Here is a 24,426-nt window from a genome sequence, read left to right as displayed (position 1 = left end):
TATTTCGAATATGTTGGAAATAGTGAGGAGTTCGACCATGAATGCGATGGACACACTTCCGGTGGCGGTGATTGGGGCCGGGCCGATCGGGCTTGCCGCCGCGGCGCATCTTGCCGAGCGCGGCCTCAAGGTGAAGGTCTATGAGGCCGCCCCCTCGGTCGGGGCCAATATCCGCGACTGGGGACATGTGCGCGTGTTCACCACCTGGGAACAGAATGTCGATACCGCCTCGCGCCGCCTGCTGGAACGACATGGCTGGGAACTGCCACCGGCTGATGCCTTGCCGACGGGGGACGAATTGTACCGGCACTATCTGCAGCCGCTCTCAACCGTGCCCGAACTGACCGACAGCATCGAGGCCGGGGCCAAGGTCGTCGCCATCTCGCGCGCTGGCCTCGACAAGGTGACCAGCAGGGGGCGCGCGGATGTGCCATTCTAATTGCGGATCGTGCAGGAGAATGGCGCAACTCGGCTGGATCATGCGCGGGCCGTGATCGATGCCTCAGGCACCTGGCAGAATCCCAACCCGCTCGGAGCCTCGGGCTTGCCTGCCTTGAACGAAGCCGATCATGCCGCGCGCATTGCCTATGGCATGCCGGATGTGCTGGGGACGAAGCGCATCGACTATGCGGACAAGCGGATCGCCGTCGTGGGGGGTGGCTATTCGGCCATCAACGTGCTGCTTGATCTGCTGCACCTCGTCGAAGCTGCGCCGAAGACGCAGGCGATGTGGGTCGTGCGCGCCACCAACATGAACCGGATCTATGGCGGCGGCTCGGCCGATCAGCTGGAAGCGCGCGGGGCGCTCGGGACGCGCCTCAGCCAGTTCGTGGCGCAGGGACGCATTCAGCTCGTGACCGGTTTCTCGGCCACGGCGCTCAGTGAGACGGCAGGTGGGTTGCAATTGGTCGGCATGACGGCAGGTGGCGAACGCAGCTTGCCCGAGATCGACCGGATAGTGGTCGCGACCGGCCAGCGCCCGGATCTTGCGATGACACGCGAGCTGCGGCTGGAACTCGATCCGTGGCTGGAAGGCGTGAGAGCACTGGGGCCGCTCATCGATCCCAATCTCCATTCCTGCGGCTCGGTGTCGCCTCATGGCCATCGCGAGACGTCGCATCCGGAGCCCGGCTTCTACACCATCGGCGTCAAGAGCTATGGGCGGGCGCCGACCTTCCTGCTGCTGACCGGGTATGAACAGGCGCGCTCGGTGGCAGCTGCCATCGCGGGCGACCTGACGGCGGCCGACAATGTGCAACTGGTCCTGCCGGAGACTGGGATCTGTTCGACCGACAGCGCGGTGGACGGAGCTGGGTGCTGCGGCGGACCGGCGCCCGTCGAAAGCAAATCCTGCTGTGTGGCCGATGTCGTTGCAAAGTCGGCCGGCAAGCAAGGCTGCGGTTGCGGGGCGGCTGCGTGACGCAAACCCCTGACGGTGCGGCGGGCTGGAAGACCTCGCCGCGCGTCGTGGTGCCGGTTCTTGGTGTCACGCAGATACTCGCCTGGGGCTCGTCCTATTACCTGCCGGCGGTGCTGGCGCAACCCATTGCCGGAGACACGGGCTGGTCCCTCTCCTGGGTGGTTGGTGGCCTCTCGCTGGGCCTGCTGATCGCAGGGCTTGCCTCGCCTTTCGTCGGACGCAAAATTCGGCAGCATGGCGGGCGACCCATTCTTGCCGTCAGCGCCCTGCTATTGGCGGCTGGTCTCATAGGGTTGGCATTGGCGCCCAACCTGCCGGTGTTCCTCATGGCCTGGCTGGTCATCGGTTGCGGCATGGGAGCCGGGCTCTATGATCCGGCCTTCTCAACCCTCGGCCGAATCTATGGCCAGGGTGCGCGCCATCTCATCGCCACGCTCACTCTGTTCGGCGGTTTTGCCAGCACCGCCTGCTGGCCGCTCAGCGCCTTTCTGGTGGCCGAGTTGGGCTGGCGCGGTGCCTGTGCCACCTATGCCGCCATCCACCTCTTCATCTGCCTGCCGCTCTATCTGTTCGCACTTCCGAAGGAGGGCGTGCAGAAGCGCGCGCTGCCGAGTGCGCCGGCCGAGATGGGCGAGGTACCAGCAACCGCGCCGCCGTCGCGCGCGATGTTCCTGCTGCTGGCAGTCACGATCATGGTCGGCTCGACGGTTTCGACTGTGATCTCGGTGCATCTTCTGACCATCCTCCAGGCGCGCGACATTTCGCTCGCGGCGGCGGTGGCGCTGGGGGCATTGGTCGGTCCGTCGCAGGTCGGCGCCCGGTTCATCGAGATGGTGGTCGGGCGCTATCACCATCCGATCTGGACCAAGATCGCCTCGGTCTCGCTGGTGGCGCTTGGCCTCGGCCTGCTGTGGGGGATTTGCCGCTGGTTTATCTCACGCTCATCTTTTATGGCGCGGGGATCGGGCTGGAATCGATCGCGCGGGCCACATTGCCGCTGGTGCTGTTCGGGCCCGACGATTATGCGCCGATCATGGGCAAGCTGGCGCGACCCAGCCTCATGGCGCAGGCGGCAGCTCCCTCGATCGGCGCCCTGCTGATCGAGATCTGGGGTGCGCATCTGGCGCTGGGCGTGGTGGTGACGGTGGCCGGGATGAATGTGCTCATTGCCTGGGCGCTGTTCGGTGCCACGCGGCGGCATCGATGACCAGAGTCAAGGCTGAAGTCGCTTTCCCATCAGCTTCTTGACGGCTTCTAGCATCACCCAGAGCAGCAAGCCGGCAACCCCCACCTCCAGGAAATCGGGCGCCTGCAGGACGCCAAAATGGAACAGGTCGCTGACCATCGGCAGTGTCAACGTGACGGCCAAAAGGACGGCAACCAGTACCAGCACGAATCCCAGCGCCATGTTGGGCCGCATGATTGCTGTCCGCAGTGAGCTGCTGTAGCTGCGATTGACCAGGATCAGCGCCACGAGGCAGATGACCAGCGTTGCAAACACCGTCGCACGCAGCTCGTCAGCCGGCACACCCTGCCACCAGGCATAGAGGAAGGTTGAGGCCGATACGACGAGGGTGGCAAAACCTTGCAGGATGCTCCAGACCAATACCTGGCGCGAGATGAGCGGCGCCTCGGGGTCGCGGGCCGGGCGGCGCATGATGTCCTCCTCATCCGTCTCGGCCTCGAAGACAAGTGTGCAGACCGGGTCGATGACCATTTCGAGAAAGGCGATGTGGATCGGTCCGAACAGAATCGGCAGTCCGAACAGCAGCGGCAGCAGGGCCAATCCCGCGATCGGGATATGGACGGCGACGATGAAGCCCATCGCCTTTCTGAGATTGTCATAGATACGCCGGCCGAGGCGGATCGCCGTCACGATCGAGGAAAAATCGTCGTCGAGCAGGACGATCGAGGACGCCTCGCGCGCGACATCGGTGCCGCGCCCGCCCATGGCGATGCCGATATGCGCAGCTTTAAGCGAGGGCGCGTCGTTGACGCCGTCGCCGGTCATGGCAACGATCTCGCCACGGCGCTTGAACGCGCTCACAAGTCGCAATTTCTGTTCCGGCAAGATGCGGGCAAAGACGCCAATGTCGGCGATGCAGGCGTCAAGGGCCGCATCGTCGAGCCGGTCGAGTTCCTTGCCAGTGAGCACCGTATGGCCGGCAATGCCGGCCTCGGTGGCGATGGCGCGGGCGGTGGCGGGATAGTCGCCGGTGATCATTACGACCTGGATGCCGGCGGCGCGCGCCTGAGCCGCCGCCGCTGGCACACCGGCGCGCAAGGGATCGGAGAGCCCCACTAGGCCAAGAAACTCAAAGCTGAAACCGTGCTGCGTGTCCGGGAGACCGTCGGCCGCGACCCTGGCGCGCGCGAGGCCGAGGACGCGCATGCCGGCGCGTCCCATCTCGTCGACGACACTCTTGAGGCGGGCATGATCGGCGGCATCGAAGCGGCACAGCGTCGCCACGGCTTCCGGCGCGCCCTTGGTGGTGACGAGGCAGGTGCCGACTTCATCCTGCATCTGCCAGACATTCGACATGGCAAGGAGATCCGGGCGCAAGCCGTATTCGCGCAGCAGGCTGCGCTGGTCGGCGGCGGGATGCACCGTGTCGGAGAGGCGTGGCGCTAGGTCGTGAAAGGCCTTCTCCATCGGATCGAACGGAACGGGTGCGCTGCCAAGAATGCCGATCGCCGCCAGCTCGGCGATCTCCTCCGGCAGGTGGTCAGCCATACCGCGTTCGACGCGCAGGGTCGGGCCATCCCAGACGCGGAATTCGGCCACCGACATTCGGTTCTCGGTCAAGGTCCCGGTCTTGTCAGTGCAAAGGACCGTGGCGGCGCCCAGGGTTTCGATAGCGGTGGCGCGGCGCGTCAGCACGTGGGCATGCGAAATGCGCCAGGCGCCCATCGCCGTGAAGACGGTGAGGACGACCGGGAATTCCTCGGGGATCAACGACATGCCGAGCGTGATTCCGGCGAGGATGCCATCAAGCCAGGCGCCCCGGCCGAGGCCATGGATGAGAAAGACGGCGGCGGTGACGAGTGCTGCGATAATGGCGAAGATCCGAACCAGGCGGCGTGTCTGCGCCTGCAAGCGCGGTGGCGTCTGCTGCAGGCTGTGCAATGTTTCGCCGATCTTGCCGATTTCGCTGTGACGGCCGGCGGCAATCACCTCGCCGAGGCCGGCGCCGCGCACGACCAGGCAGCCGGAATAGGCCGTCGGCAGATCGTCGCCGCCCGGCCGCTGGTGCGGCACCGGCGCATCAACGCCGCGCGCGGCCTTGCGCACCGGCACGGATTCGCCGGTGAGGAGGGATTCGTCGGTCAGAAGATCCCTGGCTTCGATCAGGCTGACATCGGCCGGGATGCGGTCACCTTCGGCCAGCACGACCAGATCGCCGCGTATTACCTCGCGTCCCGGGATGCGCTTGCGGACACCATCGCGGATCACCAGCGCGCGTGGGCTGGAAAGATCGCGCAGGGATTCGAGCACACGTTCTGTGCGCGATTCCTGCACCAACGTCACAAGGACGGAGAAGGAGGCAAAAGCGAGCAGGATCAGCGCCTCAGAGAGGCTGCCGATGAAGAGATAGATAAGCCCGCCACCGAGCAGCAAGGCCAGCATCGGCTCGCGCAGGACGTCGCGCAGGATAGCTATCACAGAACGACGGTCGCCATGGGGCAATTCATTGTAGCCCTCGCGCAGCAGGCGCGCCTGGGCTTCGGCTTCGCTCAACCCCACTCGATCCGCGTCAAGAGGCAGGAGACCGGCCGGCAACATGTGACTAGATGGAGTCGACACTGCCCGGGCCGCCTAACCGGAATGCCCGAAAATGGCGCAACGATCTGACATCAACCACCTTCCTTAAGGGGCCTGTCTATACTACAATTTTCCGTCAGGGGGCAGGGATGTCGAGCGAACATGATGCGACGGTGACCAACGAGATGCTGCGTGAGCGCGAAGCGCGCCTGCGCTCAATTCTGGAGACGGCGCCCGACGCCATTCTTGTCATAGACGAACGCGGATTGATCGAATCCTTTAGCCCAGCCGCCGAGCGTCTGTTCGGCTACTCCTCCGCCGAGGCCATCGGCAAGAATGTCAGCATTCTCATGCCATCACCCTATCATGAGCGCCATGACGGCTATATCCAGCACTATCTTGAGACTGGTGAGCGACGCATCATCGGCATTGGGCGGATCGTCGTCGGCCAGCGCAAGGATGGTAGCGCTTTTCCGATCGAGCTATCGGTGGGCGAGGCGATGATCGGGGGCAAGCGGCATTTCACCGGCTTCATCCGCGATCTCTCCGAGCGGCAATTGACCGAGAATCGGCTCCATGAACTGCAACTTGAGCTGCTGCATGTCTCGCGCCTCAGCGATGTGGGGCAGATGGCTTCGACCCTGGCCCATGAGCTCAACCAGCCGCTGGCCGCCATCGTCAACTATGTCCAGGCTTCAAGAAGGCTGCTGCAGGCGGAAGCGGTGGCGGTTTCACCGAGGATCATGGAAGTGATGGACAAGGCGGTTGTCCAGGCTGCGCGCGCAGGCGAGATCATCCGCCATCTGCGCGGCTTCATCCAGCGCGGCGAAGCGGAGCGGCAGATCGAGGAACTGAACAATGTGGTCGAGGAAGCGACCGCACTTGCCTTGGTCGGTGCCAAGGAGAGCAGCATCAATGTGCGCTGGGTGCTCGGCACCGAACCCATGTCGGTACTGATCGACAAGGTGCAGATCCAGCAAGTGGTCTTCAACATCATCCGCAACAGCGTCGAGGCGATGACCGAGCACCCCTTGCCGCGCGATGTGGTGGTGACGACGGGGCTGGTAGGCAAGGATATGGCGCAGATCTCGATCAGCGACAGCGGCCCCGGCCTCGCGCCCAAGGTGATGGCGCAGTTGTTCCAGCCCTTTGTCACCACAAAGGAACGCGGGATGGGGCTGGGGCTGTCGATCTGCAAGACGATTATTGATTCACATGGCGGCAGGCTATGGGCCACACCGAATGCAAAGAGAGGGGCTAGCTTCTACATTGCCCTGCCGATCACCGGTGAGATGGATGGGAAGGCCGCATGACGCTGGTCTATGTTGTCGACGATGATGACGCCGTGCGGGATTCGTTGGCCATCCTGCTGGAATCGGCCGGTCTAACGGTCGAGGCCTTTCCGGGCGCCCAGCCGGTGCTGGATCGTTGCTCGGTCCAGGTGCCGGATTGCATCGTGACCGATGTGCGTATGCCCGGCATGGACGGCATGCAGCTATTCGCCGCCCTGGAGAAGGCAGGCGTCGATGTTCCGGTGGTGATCATGACCGGACATGGCGAAGTGCCTCTAGCGGTGGCAGCGATGAAGGCCGGGGTCGCCGATTTTGTCGAGAAGCCGTTCGCCGACGAAGCTATCCTCGGCAGCATTGAAGGGGCCATCAGAAAGCACCAAGGCCGCTTGAAGCTGCGGCCGGTCAGCGCCGAGTTGCTGGCGAGGCTGGAAAGCCTGACCGCTCGCGAGCGTGAAGTCTTTGATCTTCTGATAGCGGGCGATGCCAACAAGATCATCGCCCACACGCTTGACATCAGCATCCGGACCGTGGAGATCCACCGCGCCCGGGTGATGGAGAAGATGAAGGCGAAAAGCCTGCCGGAACTGGTGAGGATGGCGATGGAACTGGGAACGCTGCGCTTGTCCTGACCGCGATCCTCGTTTGTCTCAGGACACCATTTTCAGGTCCTGCGTCCGGGCGCCTGGCCGCATGCGGACCTGCGACAAGTCGACACCGGCGGCTGCGGCGAGACGCTTCAGATCGATGACGTCGAGCTTCTGGCCGCGCAGATTGACGACGCGTTCCTTGCGCATGGCGGAGAGCGCGCGGCAGACAGTCTCGCTGGTGAGGCCGAGGCCGTCGGCAATATGCGGCAGCATCAGCGGCAGTGTCATGGTGCCGTCACGCGGTGCCGGCGTCTCGCTATGGGCGCGAAGGACGAGTTCGAGCAGAAGATGGGCGACGCGCTCCTTGGCGGTGCGGCGGCCGACGCTGGTGAGGTGCTCGAAAGCCCGCGATTCTGCATCGGCCATGATTTCCAGCAAACGGAAGCCAAGGGCCGGGACGTCGCGCATCAGGTCAAACAGGCGTTCGCGGGTGAAGACGCTGAAGGTGCAGGGGGTGAGCGTTTCAAGACTGTGTGACATGGTTCCGGTGCCGGGCAGGCCGAAAACAACGCCGGGCAGGGCGAAGTCCAGAATCTGGCGGCGGCCGTCCTCGAGAATCTGGTGGCGGAAGGCCCAGCCGTCGAGCAGCAGATAAATGTTCCGGCAATCATCACCCTGATAATAGAGCGATTCACCGGCTTCGAGTGTGCAGAAGGTGGGGCGCGCCGCATTGACGCGGAGCATGTCCTGCGACGAGAGGCCGCGGGTCAGCGCCGAAGGGAGGGCCTGAGGTGCCGGGGCAGTCATCGGAAACACACCGAGCGGCACACCGTAAGGTATACCTAAGCCAGGATGCGCTGGTTCGTGAGACGACACGAATTGAATGGCTGTAGGCATAATGTCCCCCTTGCAGTAATTCCGGGAAACGCCGGACAAGGCAAATCTAGATAAGGAGGGGGTGCCCGAACAGTCAGGGATGCTACCTAAGGGAATCTACGTATTGCGACGGGCTGTCGCAGTCGAACAGCCGCAGTTGCAAGGTCGAGCTCCCAATACCTCAAGCAAGATGGCACGGCGTCCCTGCTGCCGTCTTGATCTGGATCAGCCGTCAATCAAGAATGGCGCGCTGCAAATGTTCGGGTATGGAGCAGGTCCATCCGAGTTCTTCTTCGATGCGCTGGCGCAAGGCGTCGGAAGCCGTCGGTTCGCCATGGGTCACGAAGGTCATTTTCGGTGGCCGCTTGAAGCCGTGGAGCCAGCGCATGATGCCATCGACGTCGGCATGAGCGGACAGCATCGACAAATTCTCGACCTGTGCCTTCACCGCAAAGTGGCTACCGTGGATCTTGACGCTTTCAGCACCGGCGACCATGGCGGCGCCACGCGTGCCAGCGGCCTGGAAGCCGGCGAACAGGATGGTGCTGTTGGGGTCGGTCACATAGTGTTTGATGTGATGCAGCACCCGGCCGCCGGTCGCCATGCCGCTCGCCGAGATGATGATCTTGGGCATCGGCTCGGCAGTCAGCGCCTTGGATTCCTCGGGGCTGCGGACAATGCGGGCGATTGCAAAGGCAGCGCGGCATTGCTCGGCCGAGAGGCGATGATCCTCGGGATGCGCGGTCAGAAGATCCGTGGCGTCGGTTGCCATCGGGCTGTCGAGAAACACTGGAACACTGCCGAGCCGCCCCGATTTACGCAACCGGCTGAGATGGTAAAGCAGGGTCTGAGCGCGCCCCACCGCAAAAGCCGGCACCACGACGGTACCGCCGCGTTCGACCGTGCGCTTGACGACACGCAGCAATGCTTCTTCTGGATCCAGCGGATCGTGCCTGCGGTCGCCATAGGTGGATTCGACCAGGAGGTAGTCGGCATCATTGATCAGGACCGGGTCGACCATCATGGGATCGCCGAACTGGCCGAGATCGCCGGAGAAGACCAGCTTCATTCCTTCGAAATCGCATTCGACGATGGAGGCGCCGAGAATATGCCCGCCGCGGCGCAAGGTGATGGCAATGCCTGGCGCAATCTCTTGGCGCTGATCGAAGGGTACAGAAACGAACCGCTCAAGCGCCTTGGCCGCGTCGTCGGCCGTGTAGAGCGGCAGCGCCGGGCTGTGCTTCGAGAAGCGATGCTTGTTGGCGAATTCGGCGTCGCGTTCCTGCAGCATGCCGCTATCGGGCAGGATGATGCCGCAGACCTCCTCGGTGCCGTGGGAGGCAAAGATCTTGCCCGCGAAGCCGTCGCGGACCAGTGCTGGCAAATAGCCCGAATGGTCGAGATGGGCATGGGTCAGCACGACAGCGCTGATCGAACCAGGCGGCACCGGGAACTTCGCCCAGTTGCGCAGGCGCAGTTGCTTGAGGCCCTGGAACAGGCCGCAATCAACCAGCACCCGTCGTCCGGCGGAACTGAGTAGATATTTCGATCCGGTGACGGTGCCGACACCGCCCAGGAATGTGATCTTGCGCGTCATCGCCGGCTGACCTGCCGTCAGCCGAAGGGTGGCCAGACGGTGGGATAGACGGTGTGGTCCTTGACGCTTCTGACGCCAGGCGTGTTCTCGGCGGCGACCCGCATGGCGGCGCGCTCCTCTTCCGAGGTCACTTCGCCCCACAGATGGGCGACCCCCTGACGCACGATGACGTTGCTGGGACGCCACGGCTTGTCGGCAAACTCAGCCACCAGCTTGGCGCGGATGGTGGCGTCGTCGGCCGGGGCTTCACCCGCCGTCTGCGCGCTAGCCACCAGGGCTTGCAGCAGATTGGCGCGACTGACCATGCCCACCAACCGCTTTTCGCGCAGCACCGGCACGCGCTTGATACCGCGCGACTCAAACATGTCGGCAATGGTGCGCAATGGTGTGCTTTCGTCGACGGTGACGACGTCCGGGGTCATGAGGTCCCTGGCCGTGCGGCCGTGCGACTTTACATATTCAGCGGCGAGGGTGGCGTCGCTGACGAACATTTCGGCCCAGCGCGAGCGCTTCTTGTCGGTGCCGCTCTCATAGCGGCGCAACAAATCCCCCTCGGTGATGAGGCCCGCGAGTACCCCCTGCTTATCGACGATCGGCAAGGCGCTGATGCGCGATTCAAGCATCAGCCGGCACAGTTCGGCAACAGACGTCTCGGGCGAGGCCGTGATAACAGCCGGCGTCATGATATCGATGGCGAGCATGGGGATCTCCTCCGGAAGGGCAGAATCTTGGCTTAAAGATAGGCAGCAATTCCCGTGACCGTCTTGATATGGGGCAAAAACGGCGAATGTCAAAGGAGCGGCAGGCTGATGGCCAAGAGCAGAACGGCGTTGAAGATCATCAGCAGGGCGAGAGGGACGCGGCTTTTGGCACGGAAGCGCGCCGCCGCGAAACGGCTGCCATAGCCGATCGCCCAGGAGAGTGGAAAGGTGCCGACCGCAAAGGCCAGCATGGCAATGGCTGCGGCCAGCGGCTCACCGGTGGCCGCAGCCGCGACCAGAGCGCCATATAGGAGGCCGCAGGGGAGGAAACCCAGGAGAATGCCGAGCAGATAGCCACGCAGCCCGGTCGGGTGGCGCAGGAGGGCGCGAGTCGCGTCGCGCAGATGGCGAGTCGCCCCCGCGGGCACCCCGCCGAAGACGCCACCGGCCGTCAATGTGCCAGCTGCAAATCCGGCCGGAATTGCCTCCAGCTTCAACAAACCTTGCCACAGGAACATGGCGGCAGCGGTCCAGAGCAGGACCGGCGGCAGCCAGGAAATGGAGAGAATCTGGCCGCCGGCGCCGATCGGTAAAGCTGCGAGAGCGCCCAAGAGCATATAAGTTGTGCTGCGGCCCAGTTGATAGGGGATGAGAGCGCCGCCGGAGAGGCGCCGCCAGATCTGTCCCTGCGATAAAGTGCGCGACGCCGCAAGTTCCAGCGATTGCGCGGCGACCAACGGCCCGCACATGCCGACGCAATGCGTCAAGCTACCGACCAGCCCGGCCAGAAGCATGCTGAAAATGATGGATCCATGGCCCTGCACCACCACCAGGCAGTGTTCACCAAGCCCTTTGGCAAGTTCCAGCATAAGCCACCATTGCGCCGCTATCGGCTTGTTCTACCGGCAAATAATTTTCCTGGAAACACCTTTTGAGACAGGACCGCCTTGATCTATGTCAAGGACCGCCTTTGGGAGGCGGGTAGTTTGCGCTATGAAAGAGTCCGGTTCATCCCAGGTTCACCCAGGAGAATCGGTCGAGGGACAAAGCTAATGGCCAGATCCGATACATCGCGCGATCCCGACGGCGTGCGCTATACCTCGATCATCGGGATCGACCTGGAGTTGCCGGTCAATCTTGTGACTGTCGAGCAGCCGTGGCGCTGGCTGTTGCGCGGCTGGCAGGACTTCGTCCGCGCCGGTGCCGTCAGCCTCACCTTCGGTATTGGCATCGCCTTGTTCAGCGCGCTTCTCATTTTCGGCTTTTGGCAAAGCGAGTTGCGGCCTTACGCCTTTCCGCTCGCCGCCGGTTTCTTCTTCATCGCCCCACTGCTGGGGGTTGCCTTCTATGAAATCAGCCGGCGGCTGGAAAAGGGCCTGCCGCTCAACGTCGTCGACATCGCGCTCTCGTGGCGGCCGCGTGCGGGGCAGTTGTTCACCATGGGCCTCATCATGATGTTTCTGCACCTCGCCTGGGAGCGGATCGCCATGCTGATCTATGCCGGCTTCTTTGGCGTCGAACTCGCGAGTTGGCAGCACTTTGTGAGTGCGGTGCTGTTTTCGACCGATGGCATTCCCTTCCTGCTGGTCGGCACCGTCACCGGCGGCGTTCTCGCCGTGGTCGCCTTCGCCATCGGCGTGGTGGCCTTTCCGATGTTGATGGAACGCGATTGCGGCAGCCTGCGCGCCATCACCACCTCGGTCTGCGCGACCTTGGTCAATTGGCGCGTCCTCATCGGCTGGGCAGCGCTCATCGTTCTATTCACGGTCGCGGGTATCGCGACATTCTGCATCGGGCTGGCAGTGACCATGCCCCTCATCGGGCATGCCAGCTGGCACGCTTACCGCGATCTGGTGGAGACAAAGAATGACTGAAAGAGCCGCCCCATCCGTCACAGCCAGCGGGTCTGTTGACGACGCCGAGCATGCCAGCGGTATCGCCGGTGCGATCGCGATCCTGTTTCTGGGAATATTTGCCCTGCTTGGAGTCTTCGTCACGGCACGGGCCGTGGACGGGATGTTCCAGCTGTTCGGCGCGTGCCTCGCGCTCTTTGCCATCCTCATGTTGTTCCGCGTCATTGCTCTTCTGCTGCCGCATAACAGCAGCGATATCTAAAGGAATCTCCGATGACACAATCTCGGGCAGGCGTCATGCCATCCTATAACGAACAGATTGTCCGCATGTTCACCCTGGCCTCCATGTTCTGGGGGCTGGTGGGCTTTCTGGTGGGCGTGGTCATCGCCTTCCAGCTGGCCTTTCCGGTGCTCAACCTGGGCCTGGAGTGGACCTCGTTCGGGCGGTTGCGGCCACTGCATACCTCGGCCGTCATCTTCGCCTTTGGCGGCAACGTGTTGCTAGGTACCAGCCTCTTTGTCGTGCAGCGAACCTGCCGCACGGCACTGTTCGGCGGACCGCTCCTCGCGGAATTCCTGTTCTGGGGTTACCAGCTGTTTATCGTTCTGGCGGCGAGCGGCTATGTGCTCGGCATTACCGGCGGCACTGAATACTCGGAACCGGAATGGTACACCGATCTGTGGCTGACCCTGGTCTGGGTCGTCTATCTGCTGATCTTCCTCGGCACGTTGATGAAGCGGAAAGAGCCGCATATCTATGTCGCCAACTGGTTCTATCTCGCCTTCATCGTCACCGTGGCGATGCTGCATATTGGCCGCAATCTCTCCATGCCGGTCTCGTTCCTCGGCACCAAGAGCTACTCGCTGTTTGCCGGTGTGCAGGATGCGATGCTGCAATGGTGGTATGGGCACAACGCGGTCGGTTTCTTCCTCACCGCGGGCTTCCTCGGCATCATGTATTATTTCGTGCCCAAGCAGGCCAACCGCCCGGTCTATTCCTATCGCTTGTCGATCGTGCATTTCTGGTCGCTGATCTTCCTCTATATCTGGGCCGGACCGCATCATCTCCACTATACAGCCCTCCCGGATTGGACACAGTCTCTCGGCATGGTGTTCTCGGTCATGCTGTGGATGCCGAGCTGGGGTGGCATGATCAACGGCCTGATGACGCTCTCGGGCGCCTGGGACAAGCTGCGCACGGATCCGATTCTGCGCTTCCTGGTGACGTCGGTCGGCTTCTACGGCATGTCGACCTTCGAGGGTCCGGTCATGTCGATCAAGGCGGTGAACAGCCTGAGCCACTACACTGATTGGACGGTGGGCCATGTTCATTCCGGTGCCTTGGGCTGGGTGGCATTCGTGAGCTTCGGCGCCATGTACTACCTGGTCCCGGTGTTGTGGAAGCGCGAGCGTCTCTACAGCCTGCGCCTGGTCGAGTGGCATTTCTGGATCGCCACGTTCGGTATCGTGCTCTACATCGTGTCTATGTGGATCTCGGGCATCATGCAGGGCCTGATGTGGCGTGCCTATGACAGCCTTGGCTTCCTGCAATATTCCTTCGTCGAAACGGTTGCCGCGATGCATCCCTACTATGTGGTGCGTGGTTTCGGCGGTGTCCTCTTCCTGATTGGGGCTATCATCATGACCTACAACCTCATCCGGACGATGCGTGGCGATGTGCGGCAAGAACGCAGCATCGGCAGCACCGTTGCCGTCGCGCAAGCCTAGGACAGGAAAGGGCTTGTCATGATCAAACACGAACGCTTCGAAACCAACTCCATCTTCCTGCTGGTCGGCATCCTGCTGACGGTTGCCATCGGCGGACTGGTGGAAATCGTGCCGCTCTTCACGATCGGCGAAACCATCGAGAAGGTTGAAGGGGTTCGGCCCCTGAGTCCGCTCGAGCTCGCCGGCCGCAACATCTACATCTCGGAGGGCTGTTACAACTGCCATAGCCAGCAGGTGAGGCCGTTCCGCGACGAGGTCGAGCGCTATGGCCACTACAACTTGGCGGCCGAAAGCATCTATGACCACCCATTCCAGTGGGGTTCCAAGCGGACTGGGCCGGATCTGGCGCGCGTCGGCGGTAAATATTCCAACGATTGGCAGGCGGCGCACCTCATCGACCCGCGCTCGGTGGTGCCGGAATCTATCATGCCGACCTATCCGCATCTCGCTGAGCAGGATGTGGAGCCGGAGGAGATCGGCGCCCATCTCAATGCGCTCACGATCGTGGGCGTACCCTATTCGGAGGAGATGATTGCCGAGGCCGCCGCCGACATGATGGCCCAGGCGACCCCAGATGCCGATACCGAAGGGCTACTAAAACGCTATCCGAAGGCTGTCATCGGCGATCTAGATGGCGATCCCACGCGCATCACCAAGATGGACGCGTTGGTCGCCTATCTGCAGTCGCTGGGCCGGATGGTCGATTTCACCACCTATCGCCCGGAACTGGCCAGCGGGGCCTCGGTTGAAGGAAGCCAGCCATGAGCCTGCTCGAATTTTCCCACATGGCGCGCGAATTATGGGTCGTTTGGTTGCTGATCATTTTCGCCGCGATCGTTTTCCATGCCTATCGTGGTCGCAACAAGAACCATTTCAACGATTGTGCCCAGATTCCCTTTCGTGAAGATGCTGAGGAGATGAACAATCATGGCTGAAGTCGAACGTGATCTCGCCACGGGTGTTCAAACCACGGGGCACGAATGGGACGGCATCAAGGAACTCAACAATCCGCTGCCGCGGTGGTGGCTGCTGGTGTTCTATGCCTGCGTCATCTATGGGCTGGGCTATACGGTGTTCTACCCAGCTTGGCCGAGCCTCTCCGGCTACACCAAAGGCATCCTCGGCTACAACTCGCATGCTGATTACTATACCGACGCCGCCGCGGCGGCCGAGGGCAAGAAGCAATTTACTGACCGCATCGAGACTCTGGGGGTCGACCAGATCTCCCAGGATCCGCAGTTGCTGGAATTTTCCCTGGCTGGCGGCCAAGCCGTGTTCAATGAGAACTGTGCACAGTGTCATGGTGTCGGTGGACAAGGCCTGCGCTTCTATCCCGTGCTGGCAGATGATAACTGGATCTGGGGTGGACGCCTTGCCGATATCGAGCAGACAGTGCGCCACGGCATCCGCAACGCTGACGATCCGGAAGCTCGGCAGTCGCTGATGCCGAGCTTCGGCGTCGACGGGCTCCTCGACAAGGCACAGATCGCCGATGTCACGGAATATGTCGTGTCACTGACTGGGGCGGAATTCGATGCCGCCGCCAAGGATCGTGGTGCCAAGGTGTTCGCCGAAAATTGCGTGGTCTGTCATGGTGAGAATGCGGCCGGCAACAAGGAGCTGGGCGCGCCTTCGCTTACCAGCAATATCTGGCAGTTCACCGGTGACCGCGCTGCCTTCGCTGCCCATATCAACGCCCCGCGCCACGGTGTGATGCCGGCTTGGCAGGGGCGGCTCAGCGACGATCTGATCAAAATGGTAACGGTTTATGTGCACAGCCTCGGTGGCGGGCAGTGATTTGGCGAATGACTAAAGTATTGCATGTAACATGACGGTCCAGGACGCACAGCCCAAGAGCCTCTTCGCGGCACAGGAAAAAATCTATCCGCAACGCGTGTTCGGAAAGTTCCGGCTGATCAAGTGGCTCGTGCTGGGCGTCCTGCTCGGCCTCTATTATGTGATGCCTTGGTTGCGCTGGGATCGCGGCGAGGGCGTTCCCGACCAGGCATTGCTGGTCGACCTGCCAGGGCGGCGCGCATACTTCTTCTGGATCGAGATATGGCCACAGGAAGTCTATTACTTTGCTGGCATCCTCATGCTGGGTGCCTTCGGCCTGTTTCTGGCCACCGCCTTGCTCGGCCGGGTGTGGTGCGGCTTTACTTGCCCGCAGACGGTCTGGACCGATCTTTTCCTGTTTGTCGAGCGCTGGATCGAGGGTGATCGCAATAAGCGCATCAAGCTCGACAAGGAGCCGCTGGGGGTTCGCAAGATCGGGTTGAAGTTGGCTAAGCATGGCGTCTGGTTGCTGATAGCCTTGCTGACCGGCGGCGCCTGGGCGATGTACTTCAACGATGCGCCGACCTTGGTTCGAGAGTTCGTGACGGGGCAGGCGAGCAGCGCACAGTATGGCTTCATCGCGCTCTTTACCGGGACCACCTATCTCCTCGCCGGCTGGGCGCGGGAACAGGTCTGCATCTACATGTGCCCGTGGCCGCGCTTCCAGTCGGCGATGTTCGATGAACGCACCATGCTGGTGACCTATGAGGAATGGCGCGGCGAACCGCGTGGTAAGGTAAAGGCGCTTGGCGCTGGCGGTGAGAAGCTCGGCGATTGCATCGATTGCGGACTTTGCCATCATGTCTGTCCGACCGGTGTCGATATCCGGCTCGGCCAGCAACTGGCCTGCATCGGCTGTGGCCTGTGCATCGATGCCTGCAACGGGGTGATGGCCAAGATTGGACGACCGACCGAGCTCATCACCTATGATTCGCTCTACAATCAGGCACAGCGCGCGGCGAACTTGCCGGCAAAACATCGCTTCATCCGGCCGCGCACCATGCTCTACGCTGCCATCATTGCGCTCATCGGCGCAGCGATGGTGCTGTCGTTGGGTACGCGGTCGCGCCTTGATGTCTCACTGCAAGCTGACCGGTCGCCCATCTTCGTGCGATTGAGCAATGGCGACATCCAAAACGGCTACAGCATCAAGATATTGAACATGGTGCGCGAGGACGCGCAGTATGACATCAAGGTCAGTGGCATCGAGCAGATCAGATTGAAGGTAATCGGACAGCCGGGCTCCCTGGTTTCGGTGCCAGGGGATTCGGTCGGTACCTTCCGCATGCTGCTGCATGCCCCGGCTTCGGCCCTGAGCGATGATTCGACGCCGATCAAGGTGACGATTGAGGATCAGACAACCCATGAGACAAGCAGCCATGACGCCGTCTTCCGCGGTCCAGCCAAATAGGCGCTCCCTGTGGATCCCGGGGATTTTCGTCCTCGGTTTTCTCATCGTCATCGCCGTCAACGGCATATTGATCTTCACGGCCGTCAGCAGCTTCAGCGGGCTGGAGACGGACAGTGCCTATGACAAGGGACTGCAATACAATCAGGCTCTGGCCGCCGCCGCCGCCAATGCCCAAACCGGCTGGCGGGCCCTGCCCCTGGTCACGGGTGGCAACAACGGCGCGCGGAAGCTTGAAGTTACCATCCTGGATCGCGCTGGTGCGCCGGTGACCGAATTGCGCGTCGAAGCCTTTCTGGTCCGGCCGACGAATGCCGGCATGGACAGCACCATCCCCCTGACTGATTTCGGTGCCGGCCGCTATGGCGCCGTGTTCACGCCGCAGGCTCTGGGTAACTGGGAACTGCGCCTGAAGGCAGAGCGTGGCGATGTTGCCTGGCAGCAAAGCCAGAGGCTGTTCCTGCGATGATCCAGCCTGCCGCCGAGCAGGGCCGGGCCGACGGCCTGTGCCAGCATTGTGGCGGCGAGGTCGTCGGCAGCGAGCGCTATTGCTGTGCGGGTTGCAAGGCAGCACATCAGCTGATCGGAGGCCTTGGCCTTGGCGCCTATTACCAGCGGCGCGTCCTGGACGGGGCGCAGCGAAAGCCAAGGCCGGAGGATATTTTCCAGGTGGGGAGCTTGGCTGCCTGGGCGCGTGACATCGACGAGATGACCGGCGAACTCACGCTGATGATCGACGGCCTGCATTGCGGCGCCTGCGTTTGGCTGATCGAACAGTTCCTGCTGCAGCAGCCGGGCGTTGTCAGCGCCCGCGTCTCGCTCACCACTAGGCGTCTCTCGCTGCGCTGGGAAAAGGCTGCCGTCCAGGTGGAGACACTTGTTGCCGGCGTTCAGCAGCTTGGTTACCGGCTGGTGCCGCTCGATCCCAGCTGCCTTGCCAGCCGCGACGAGCATGAGGTCAAGCAACTGCTGCGCTATCTTGCGGTGGCCGGATTCGCTGCGGGCAATATCATGCTGCTGTCGGTCTCGGTCTGGCTTGGTGCCGATGCCGCCACGCGAGACCTGTTGCATTGGGTCTCGGCCATGATCGCCATTCCGGCCATTGCCTATGCCGGCCGGCCGTTCTTTGGCTCGGCCTGGTCCGCTTTGCGCGCTGGACGTACCAACATGGACGTGCCGATCTCATTGGCCGTCATTCTGGCGCCGTCATTGAGTCTGTTCGAGACCTTTACCGGTGGCCAGCACGCCTATTTCGATTCGGCCGTCACCTTGTTGTTCTTCCTGTTGATCGGCCGATTCCTCGATCATCGAGCACGGCGGGCGGCGCGGGCCACGGCCGAACAGCTTCTGGCCTTGAATGCGGAGGCAGCGACAATCGTCGAAAGCGATGGTTCGCTGCGCGATGTGCAGCCGCGTCAGTTGCTGGCCGGGCAGCGGGTGCTGGTGGTCGCTGGTGCGCGCATTCCAGCCGATGGCAAGGTATTGGCCGGCAATAGCCGGGTCGACCTGCAGATGATCTCGGGCGAATCCATGCCGGTTGCTGCCAGCCTCGGCACGGACGTCTTTGCCGGCACGCTCAATCTCGAGGCGCCGCTGACCATTCTGGTTGAGCGGGTGGGCGAATCGACCTTGCTGGCCGATATCATCCGCCTGATGGAAGCGGCCGAGGCCAGGCGCGGCCGGTTCGTGCGCCTGGCCGAGCGCGTCGCGCGCTATTATTCGCCGGTCGTGCATTTGACAGCACTCACTACCTTCCTCGCCTGGGTCTTCCTGGGCGGGATGGCGTGGCAGGATGCGATGCTAATCGCCATCGCGGTGCTGATCATCACCTGCCCATGCGCGCTGGCGCTCGCTGTGCCGGCCGTGCAGGTGGTGGCGAGCCAGAGGCTGCTCAAATCTGGTATCCTGATGAAGTCACCGGATGCGCTGGAGCGGCTGCGCCTGGTGGACCATGTCCTCCTCGACAAGACCGGCACTCTCACCATCGGTCGACCGACACTCCATGCCTGCAGCGATCCCGGCAAGCTGGCGAAGGCGGCATCGATTGCCAGCAACAGCCGGCATCCCCTGGCTGCGGCCCTGCGCCGCGCGGCCGGGCTCGTCGTGGCGCTGGAAGGCGTGACGGAGATTCCCGGACATGGTCTGGAATGGCGCGGCCCCGACGGCGTCTGGCGCCTGGGCAGTACGCGCTTTACCGGGCAGACTGACAGCGGATCGGCAGCTATGACGCTTTGGCTGGTCGATCCGGCCGGGCGCGGCACATCGTTCCAATTCGTCGACCCGCTGCGCAACGATGCGCAGGCTGTGGTCGAGGCGCTGAAACAGATCGGACCGGTGGAGATCTGGTCCGGCGACCGTATGGCGACCGTCGCTGCCACGGCGGAGATGGTCGGGATAGCAGATTGGCACGCCCAGCAATTGCCGACCGACAAGGTGGAGCGGCTCGAGCAGCTGCGTACCGAGGGCAAGCATGTGCTGATGATCGGCGACGGCATCAACGACGCGCCGGCGTTGCGCGCGGCCACGGTGTCGATGGCGCCTGCCAATGGTGCTGAGATCGCCCAGAATGCGGCCGACCTGGTGTTTCAGGGCGACCGGTTGGCCCCCATCCTCACTGCGCTGCGCACCGCGCTGGTAGCCGATCGGCTGGTCCGGCAGAATCTGGTCATTTCACTCACCTATAACCTGGCAGCCGTGCCACTGGCCATCCTGGGTATGGTCACCCCGCTGGTGGCTGCGATAGCCATGTCGAGTTCATCCATTGTCGTGGTGCTCAATGCGCTCCGCGCCGGACGCATCCGGGTGACACTGGACAAAGGGCAGATGGGGGAACTGTCGTGACAGTCCTCCTTTTCCTGATCCCTATCGCATTGGTCCTGGGTGGGCTCGGCCTCGGCGGGTTCCTGTGGGCCATGCGCTCGGGCCAGTTTGACGATCTCGATGGTGCAGCGCAGCGCATTCTTTTCGACGATGCCCCGGCACCCCCTGCCGAGCGGCCAGCGCCAAAAGCAGATGGCGAAATGCCGCAGGCTTGATCCTTGATTCTGACCTAGATCAAAACCGTTAGTCCTGCTGCTGGCTACCATGGGAACCTAGCAGGTGGCTCACTGTCGGCCGCCGCGGTGTGGCGGAGCCGGTATGAAGAAGGGCGTGATTTTGGCAGTGGTGACGGGGGCGGCGTCGGACCCGGAGGTCCTCGACGCTACCTTGGCGCTGTCGCGGATCTATGACAGCCATATCGAGGTGCTGCACCCCCGCCTTGATCCCTTCCAGATTCTGGCCGGTCTCATCGATGGGATCAACGGCCTGGGTACATCGGATATCGTCGCTGGCATCACGGAAGACATCAATCGGCGCCACCAATTGGCCAAATCCTCCTTTTCCGCCTGGATGGGACGGCACAACATCCGCCTGGAAACCGAGATCAGCAAATCATTCACCGGTCGCAACAATGGCCTGACAACGACCTGGCGCCAATGCGAGGGTACCTATGATGGCGCCATGATCCAGTATGGGCGCCTCGCCGATGTGATCGTTCTGGCCCAACCCGGGTCGGGGGGACATCAGGCACAACAGATGATCGTCGAGGCTGCACTGTTTGAAACAGGCCGTCCCGTCATGTGCATTCCGGCCGGTTTTCGCGGCCTCGATCCCAAGCGCGTCGCCATCTTTTGGAATGGTAGTCAGCAGGCAGCGCGCGCCGTCGGCGATGCCATGCCACTGCTGTCCGCATGTGGCAACGCCGTGGTGATGTCGGCCGGCCGGAGCGAGGGGTCCGATGCCACCGACCTGGTCGAACGCCTTGTGCTGCGTGGCATCGAGGCGCGGACAAAGCGGATCAATAGTTCGCAAGAGAAGACTCCTGCTGCCTTGCTGGCCGCACTGGAAGAGATCAGCTTCGGCTTGGTCGTAATGGGTGGCTACGGCCATTGCCGACTGCGCGAGATGTTCCTGGGCGGCGTGACCCGCCACATGCTGGCCGAGGCCAAGATCCCCGTTCTCCTCGCCTATTAACAGTCTGATCAAAGGCAGAGAGCTGACCGTCAACCGTGTTCCGTTCGATGAGGAAAACTGTCGCAACGGGGCACCCATGTGAGTGTCGTCTTTATCGGTACCGATGAAGAGGTCTGGGCCAAGATCACGAACAGGGACCGCCAGGATTTTGACCTCTTTGCCGTCAACACCGCACAGCTGCAACGCTATGTCGATGCCGGACTCACCACGCCCCTCGATCTCAATGAGATACCGAACCAGATCGCAAATCGCCGACATCAAGAACGGGCAGATCGCGCTCAAGAACAACGTGCGGAGCTTCTAAGACACCACGGATGAACTATTGCAGATGTATCAGAGCAACGACGTAGCTGTGATCTTTGGCAATTTCGGGCAGCAGCAGGTGAAGGCATTGCGTGATGCGGGCGCCCCGATCGACTACCTAAACCCGCTCTATTGGAAGGCGGTAGAAGATCCAATCCTGCGCGCCAGATTGTGGGGGGAGTATCAAGGCTGCGCCATGATACTCCGTAGGCGCGCCCCTCAATTGAAGGGCAGCGGGCTCGCTGCAGGTCATGCTGTCGAATGCCCTGTTCCTCCGACTTTGGCGGAGATTTGGGTGGCCACTGCCAGGAACCAATGCCATCACGATTCATTCCTATCATCCAAGCGTAACGACAAGGAGAGATGGAATGAAGAATATGCTCAAGACGGGTGTTGCTTTGGCTGTGCTGATGGTTGCGTCGCCGGTCATCGCGATGGCGGATAACGCAGTGACAACGACCATTGCCGCTGACGGCAATGTCGATGCCGGCGCTTTGATCGGTAAGGACGTTGTTGATGGCAAGGGCGAGACCATCGGCGAAATCGACGGCGTGATGGTTGATGCAAAAGGCAAGGTCCAATCTGTCATCATCGATGTCAGTGGCTGGTTGCAGACCGAGAAGCTGGTGCCGGTTGCGTGGAAAGAACTGCGCCAGACCGAGGATGGCAAGGTCGTCAGCAAGCTGACCAAGGAGTCAGCAGAGTCGACGCCGCCATACGACTATGCCGATGACAGCCAGCGCGGCAAGATCATGACAGGTGATGGAAAGCCTTATGCTGCGGACCAATCCGGCAGCCTGATGCCGAGTGCCTCGCCAATCAGGAATGCGGACGGCACCCTCAATTCGAGCAAGCTGATTGGCCTCAATGTCGAGAATACCGATGGTGACAATCTCGGTGAAGTGGGCGAAGTCGTGCTGCAGGAGGACGGCAACGTCCAGGGCGTCGTGGTGGATGTCGGCGGTTTCCTCGGCATGGGCACGCATTCCGTCCTGCTGAACTGGAAGGACGTCAAGCTCAGCGGAACGCAGGATGACGTGAAAGCCACGGTCAATGCCAGCAAAGACCGCCTGAAGGGCCTGCCGGCCTATGAGGCCAACGCACGCTAAGGCAGTTTCCCACCGGGGAGAATCATCTCCCCGGTGGCGATCCTTTCAACAATCAATCTTCCAACATGTGGCCGAGCGGTTGCAGAGACTGAACCCGGTCGCACAGGATCTTGGTGATTGCCAGCATCGGCACCGCCAAAACTGCCCCGGGCACACCCCACATCCAATACCAGAATACCAGCGACAGGATCACAGCGACTGGGTTCAGCGTGAACCTTTTGGCAAGCAGAAGCGGTGTGACTATCTCGCCTTCGATGACATGGATGAAGAGGTAGAGGGCGGCCGGCAAGGTGGCGAACCAGGAATTGTCGAAGCTCAGAAAGCCTGCGAGGAGGAAGATGCCGATCCCCGCCAGGGGGCCCAGGATCGGCACATAGTTGAGGACCAGCGCCAGCACGGCCCATAACAATGGATCGCTCATACCGACAACGTACATGGCGATGCCAACCATAATGCCGACGGCGACATTCATGACGGTGACCGTCACGAGATAGGCGGAGATATCGCTTTCGATCTGCTGCGAGATGTCGATGGCTTGGCGCTTCTGGCGAAAGGTCGGCAGCAGTTCGACCAGGCGCCGGAGGAACTTGTCGCCGGCTATCAGCAGGAAGAACAGGATCAGGCCGGTTGTTACCAATCCGTCGGTAATTGCGCTCAGACCGCCGACCACCATGCCGACCAGATCGAATTGCTGGACGGCTACGGTGGTGCTGCCGCCATTGGTGGCTTTTTCTGCATGACGGAGCAGGCGTTGCACCAGATCGATAGGTTCGCTCAACAGGCTCAATCGATCGGAAAGGCGCGACATTGCCTCGGGCAGTTTGCCGACCCAGTCGCTGGCCGATCCCGTCAGGGGCGCGCAGACGATCAACACGATGGCGACCAGAAATGTCACGGTAAGCAATGCCGCGATGGCCGTCGGTATCTTCGCCCGCGTCAGTAACCGGAAGACCGGCTGCAACAGAAGTCGGAGGACGAAGGCGATGATGACCGGCAGAACGACCGGCTGTGCCACGTAGAGCGCCCACAGACCGGCAAGAAGCCCCATGGCAATGGTCGCCACAGCAACGGGGTCGAGATCAAGATCGACGGCAGTCGACGTCTCCGGAGGGTTAACGTCCGGAAGAGCGGGCGGGTGTCCACTGGAGAGCGTCAAAGCCTGAGTCCGTTCATATATCTTGCCCCATAGCGGCGGCCCTATGCGGGCGCCGCGGCCGGTTTGCGCCGTTACAACGGGGGGCGCCGGTGAATGTTCCACCAGCAACCAATGTTCTCGTCTTTACCAAAGACAGAGCGCTGGTCCGGAACTCTCTCCGATTTTCGTCGTTATGCCCAGAGATGAACGCCTCGGTGCGAATACTGACCCTAGAGTCAGCGTGTCTATTGCAATTGCAGACGCCTCGTGTCGAGCAGGTTAAGAAACTGGAGGTACAATGACCAAGATACGCATAGCCGGTACATTTGAAGACGCGACCCTGGATGTGCTGCGCATCCTTGGTGTCACGAATGCCGCAAAGGCCGCGAACCTGTCTCCCAAGACAATCCGCGACTATTCCGACCCGGATCGTGCAGGCCGTCCCACGCTGGCCAAATCGGTCCTGCTCGACGCTGCCTGCTTCGCCAAGGTCGGTAGAGCGCCGTTCCTCGAGGCCTATTCGCGGCAGCTGGCGGAGGCCACCGCCCAGACCCCCCGAGAGCCGGGGGATGTCCTGTCGGAAGCATTGGACTTGCCAGGCGCGATCGGCCGGCTGCTGGATGTCATCCGGAAATCCCGCTCTCCGAACTCGCCCCACGGCGTCAAATTGTCACCCAGTGAGGCTTCGCAATTGTGCATGAGATCAAGGGGCCGCGTCAGGAACTCGATGATCTGGAATTTGCCGTCGTGTCGGCAACCAAGGCGAATGGGTGATCTGAGGTAGTAATTTTCGGTATCCGTCAG

Annotated in this window: 22 protein-coding genes and 2 pseudogenes; 18 read left to right on the top strand and 6 right to left on the bottom strand. The window is 62.0% G+C overall.

The features are described 5' to 3' along the window. The first annotated feature begins 37 nt into the window (after positions 1-37). Positions 38-1,420 (top strand): annotated as a pseudogene (locus IPK59_19915) (FAD-dependent oxidoreductase). 47 nt (positions 1,421-1,467) lie between these two features. After that, positions 1,468-2,627 (top strand): annotated as a pseudogene (locus tag IPK59_19910) (MFS transporter). Between the two features lie 6 nt (positions 2,628-2,633). Here IPK59_19910 and IPK59_19905 read toward each other — a convergent pair. After that, positions 2,634-5,204, bottom strand: coding sequence for a cation-translocating P-type ATPase (locus IPK59_19905; protein MBK8160928.1), 2,571 nt, complete (start codon positions 5,202-5,204; stop codon positions 2,634-2,636). Between the two features lie 8 nt (positions 5,205-5,212). Here IPK59_19905 and IPK59_19900 point away from each other — a divergent pair, with 8 nt between their 5' ends. After that, a complete protein-coding gene (locus IPK59_19900) occupies positions 5,213-6,496 on the top strand; it encodes a PAS domain S-box protein (GenBank protein MBK8160927.1) in 1,284 nt (427 codons plus the stop codon). Then, a complete protein-coding gene (locus tag IPK59_19895; protein ID MBK8160926.1) occupies positions 6,493-7,104 on the top strand; it encodes a response regulator in 612 nt (203 codons plus the stop codon). The genes IPK59_19900 and IPK59_19895 overlap by 4 nt, the downstream gene beginning before the upstream one ends. A gap of 18 nt (positions 7,105-7,122) precedes the next feature. Here IPK59_19895 and IPK59_19890 read toward each other — a convergent pair whose 3' ends face one another. The 4 genes from IPK59_19890 to IPK59_19875 all read right to left on the bottom strand — a co-directional run bounded on the left by IPK59_19890 (position 7,123) and on the right by IPK59_19875 (position 11,105). Next, a complete protein-coding gene (locus IPK59_19890; protein MBK8160925.1) occupies positions 7,123-7,869 on the bottom strand; it encodes a Crp/Fnr family transcriptional regulator in 747 nt (248 codons plus the stop codon). Positions 7,870-8,170: 301 nt separating this feature from the next. Beyond that, positions 8,171-9,535 (bottom strand): MBL fold metallo-hydrolase, encoded by a 1,365-nt coding sequence (locus IPK59_19885; protein ID MBK8160924.1) that lies wholly within the window; start codon positions 9,533-9,535, stop codon positions 8,171-8,173. Positions 9,536-9,552: 17 nt separating this feature from the next. After that, on the bottom strand, positions 9,553-10,236 hold the full coding sequence (locus IPK59_19880; protein ID MBK8160923.1) for a CBS domain-containing protein: 684 nt from the start codon (positions 10,234-10,236) through the stop codon (positions 9,553-9,555). 89 nt (positions 10,237-10,325) lie between these two features. Next, positions 10,326-11,105, bottom strand: coding sequence for a sulfite exporter TauE/SafE family protein (locus IPK59_19875; protein ID MBK8160922.1), 780 nt, complete (start codon positions 11,103-11,105; stop codon positions 10,326-10,328). Positions 11,106-11,288: 183 nt separating this feature from the next. Between IPK59_19875 and IPK59_19870 the strand changes: the two genes are divergently transcribed. The 13 genes from IPK59_19870 to IPK59_19810 all read left to right on the top strand — a co-directional run bounded on the left by IPK59_19870 (position 11,289) and on the right by IPK59_19810 (position 22,487). After that, positions 11,289-12,110, top strand: coding sequence for a DUF2189 domain-containing protein (locus tag IPK59_19870; protein MBK8160921.1), 822 nt, complete (start codon positions 11,289-11,291; stop codon positions 12,108-12,110). Further along, on the top strand, positions 12,103-12,351 hold the full coding sequence (locus tag IPK59_19865) for a hypothetical protein (GenBank protein MBK8160920.1): 249 nt from the start codon (positions 12,103-12,105) through the stop codon (positions 12,349-12,351). Before IPK59_19870 ends, IPK59_19865 begins: the two co-directional genes overlap by 8 nt. A gap of 11 nt (positions 12,352-12,362) precedes the next feature. Continuing rightward, positions 12,363-13,817, top strand: a complete 1,455-nt coding sequence (gene ccoN / locus IPK59_19860; GenBank protein MBK8160919.1) for a cytochrome-c oxidase, cbb3-type subunit I — start codon at positions 12,363-12,365, stop codon at positions 13,815-13,817. An 18-nt stretch (positions 13,818-13,835) separates the two neighbouring features. After that, positions 13,836-14,582: a cytochrome-c oxidase, cbb3-type subunit II gene (gene ccoO / locus IPK59_19855; protein ID MBK8160918.1), complete on the top strand. Its 747-nt coding sequence runs from the start codon at positions 13,836-13,838 to the stop codon at positions 14,580-14,582. A gap of 2 nt (positions 14,583-14,584) precedes the next feature. Continuing rightward, complete coding sequence (locus tag IPK59_19850; GenBank protein ID MBK8160917.1) at positions 14,585-14,752, top strand: cbb3-type cytochrome c oxidase subunit 3; 168 nt, start codon at positions 14,585-14,587, stop codon at positions 14,750-14,752. Beyond that, on the top strand, positions 14,745-15,614 hold the full coding sequence (gene ccoP, locus IPK59_19845) for a cytochrome-c oxidase, cbb3-type subunit III (protein MBK8160916.1): 870 nt from the start codon (positions 14,745-14,747) through the stop codon (positions 15,612-15,614). The genes IPK59_19850 and ccoP overlap by 8 nt, the downstream gene beginning before the upstream one ends. 31 nt (positions 15,615-15,645) lie before the next feature. Beyond that, positions 15,646-17,064 carry a cytochrome c oxidase accessory protein CcoG gene (ccoG, locus tag IPK59_19840; GenBank protein ID MBK8160915.1) on the top strand — a complete coding sequence of 473 codons (1,419 nt, stop codon included), beginning with the start codon at positions 15,646-15,648 and terminating at the stop codon, positions 17,062-17,064. After that, complete coding sequence (locus tag IPK59_19835) at positions 17,033-17,530, top strand: FixH family protein (GenBank protein MBK8160914.1); 498 nt, start codon at positions 17,033-17,035, stop codon at positions 17,528-17,530. Before ccoG ends, IPK59_19835 begins: the two co-directional genes overlap by 32 nt. Further along, positions 17,527-19,902 (top strand): cadmium-translocating P-type ATPase, encoded by a 2,376-nt coding sequence (gene cadA, locus IPK59_19830; protein ID MBK8160913.1) that lies wholly within the window; start codon positions 17,527-17,529, stop codon positions 19,900-19,902. Before IPK59_19835 ends, cadA begins: the two co-directional genes overlap by 4 nt. Beyond that, positions 19,899-20,096 (top strand): cbb3-type cytochrome oxidase assembly protein CcoS, encoded by a 198-nt coding sequence (gene ccoS, locus IPK59_19825; GenBank protein MBK8160912.1) that lies wholly within the window; start codon positions 19,899-19,901, stop codon positions 20,094-20,096. Before cadA ends, ccoS begins: the two co-directional genes overlap by 4 nt. A 103-nt stretch (positions 20,097-20,199) precedes the next feature. Continuing rightward, positions 20,200-21,075 (top strand): universal stress protein, encoded by an 876-nt coding sequence (locus IPK59_19820; protein ID MBK8160911.1) that lies wholly within the window; start codon positions 20,200-20,202, stop codon positions 21,073-21,075. 78 nt (positions 21,076-21,153) lie between these two features. Beyond that, positions 21,154-21,393, top strand: a complete 240-nt coding sequence (locus IPK59_19815; protein MBK8160910.1) for a hypothetical protein — start codon at positions 21,154-21,156, stop codon at positions 21,391-21,393. Between the two features lie 353 nt (positions 21,394-21,746). After that, entirely contained in the window at positions 21,747-22,487 is a 741-nt protein-coding gene (locus IPK59_19810) for a PRC-barrel domain-containing protein (GenBank protein ID MBK8160909.1), read from the top strand. 52 nt (positions 22,488-22,539) lie between these two features. Here the strand turns inward: IPK59_19810 and IPK59_19805 are convergent, their stop codons facing one another. Next, positions 22,540-23,535 carry an AI-2E family transporter gene (locus tag IPK59_19805; GenBank protein MBK8160908.1) on the bottom strand — a complete coding sequence of 332 codons (996 nt, stop codon included), beginning with the start codon at positions 23,533-23,535 and terminating at the stop codon, positions 22,540-22,542. 385 nt (positions 23,536-23,920) lie between these two features. Here IPK59_19805 and IPK59_19800 point away from each other — a divergent pair, with 385 nt between their 5' ends. Continuing rightward, the gene (locus IPK59_19800; GenBank protein ID MBK8160907.1) at positions 23,921-24,406 is read left to right on the top strand and encodes a hypothetical protein; all 486 of its coding nucleotides are present in this window, start codon (positions 23,921-23,923) and stop codon (positions 24,404-24,406) included. Positions 24,407-24,426 lie beyond the last annotated feature (20 nt).

The organism is Rhodospirillaceae bacterium, assembly GCA_016712715.1.
Classification (GTDB): Bacteria; Pseudomonadota; Alphaproteobacteria; order Dongiales; family Dongiaceae; genus Dongia.
This window is presented reverse-complemented; position numbering and strand designations above follow the sequence as displayed.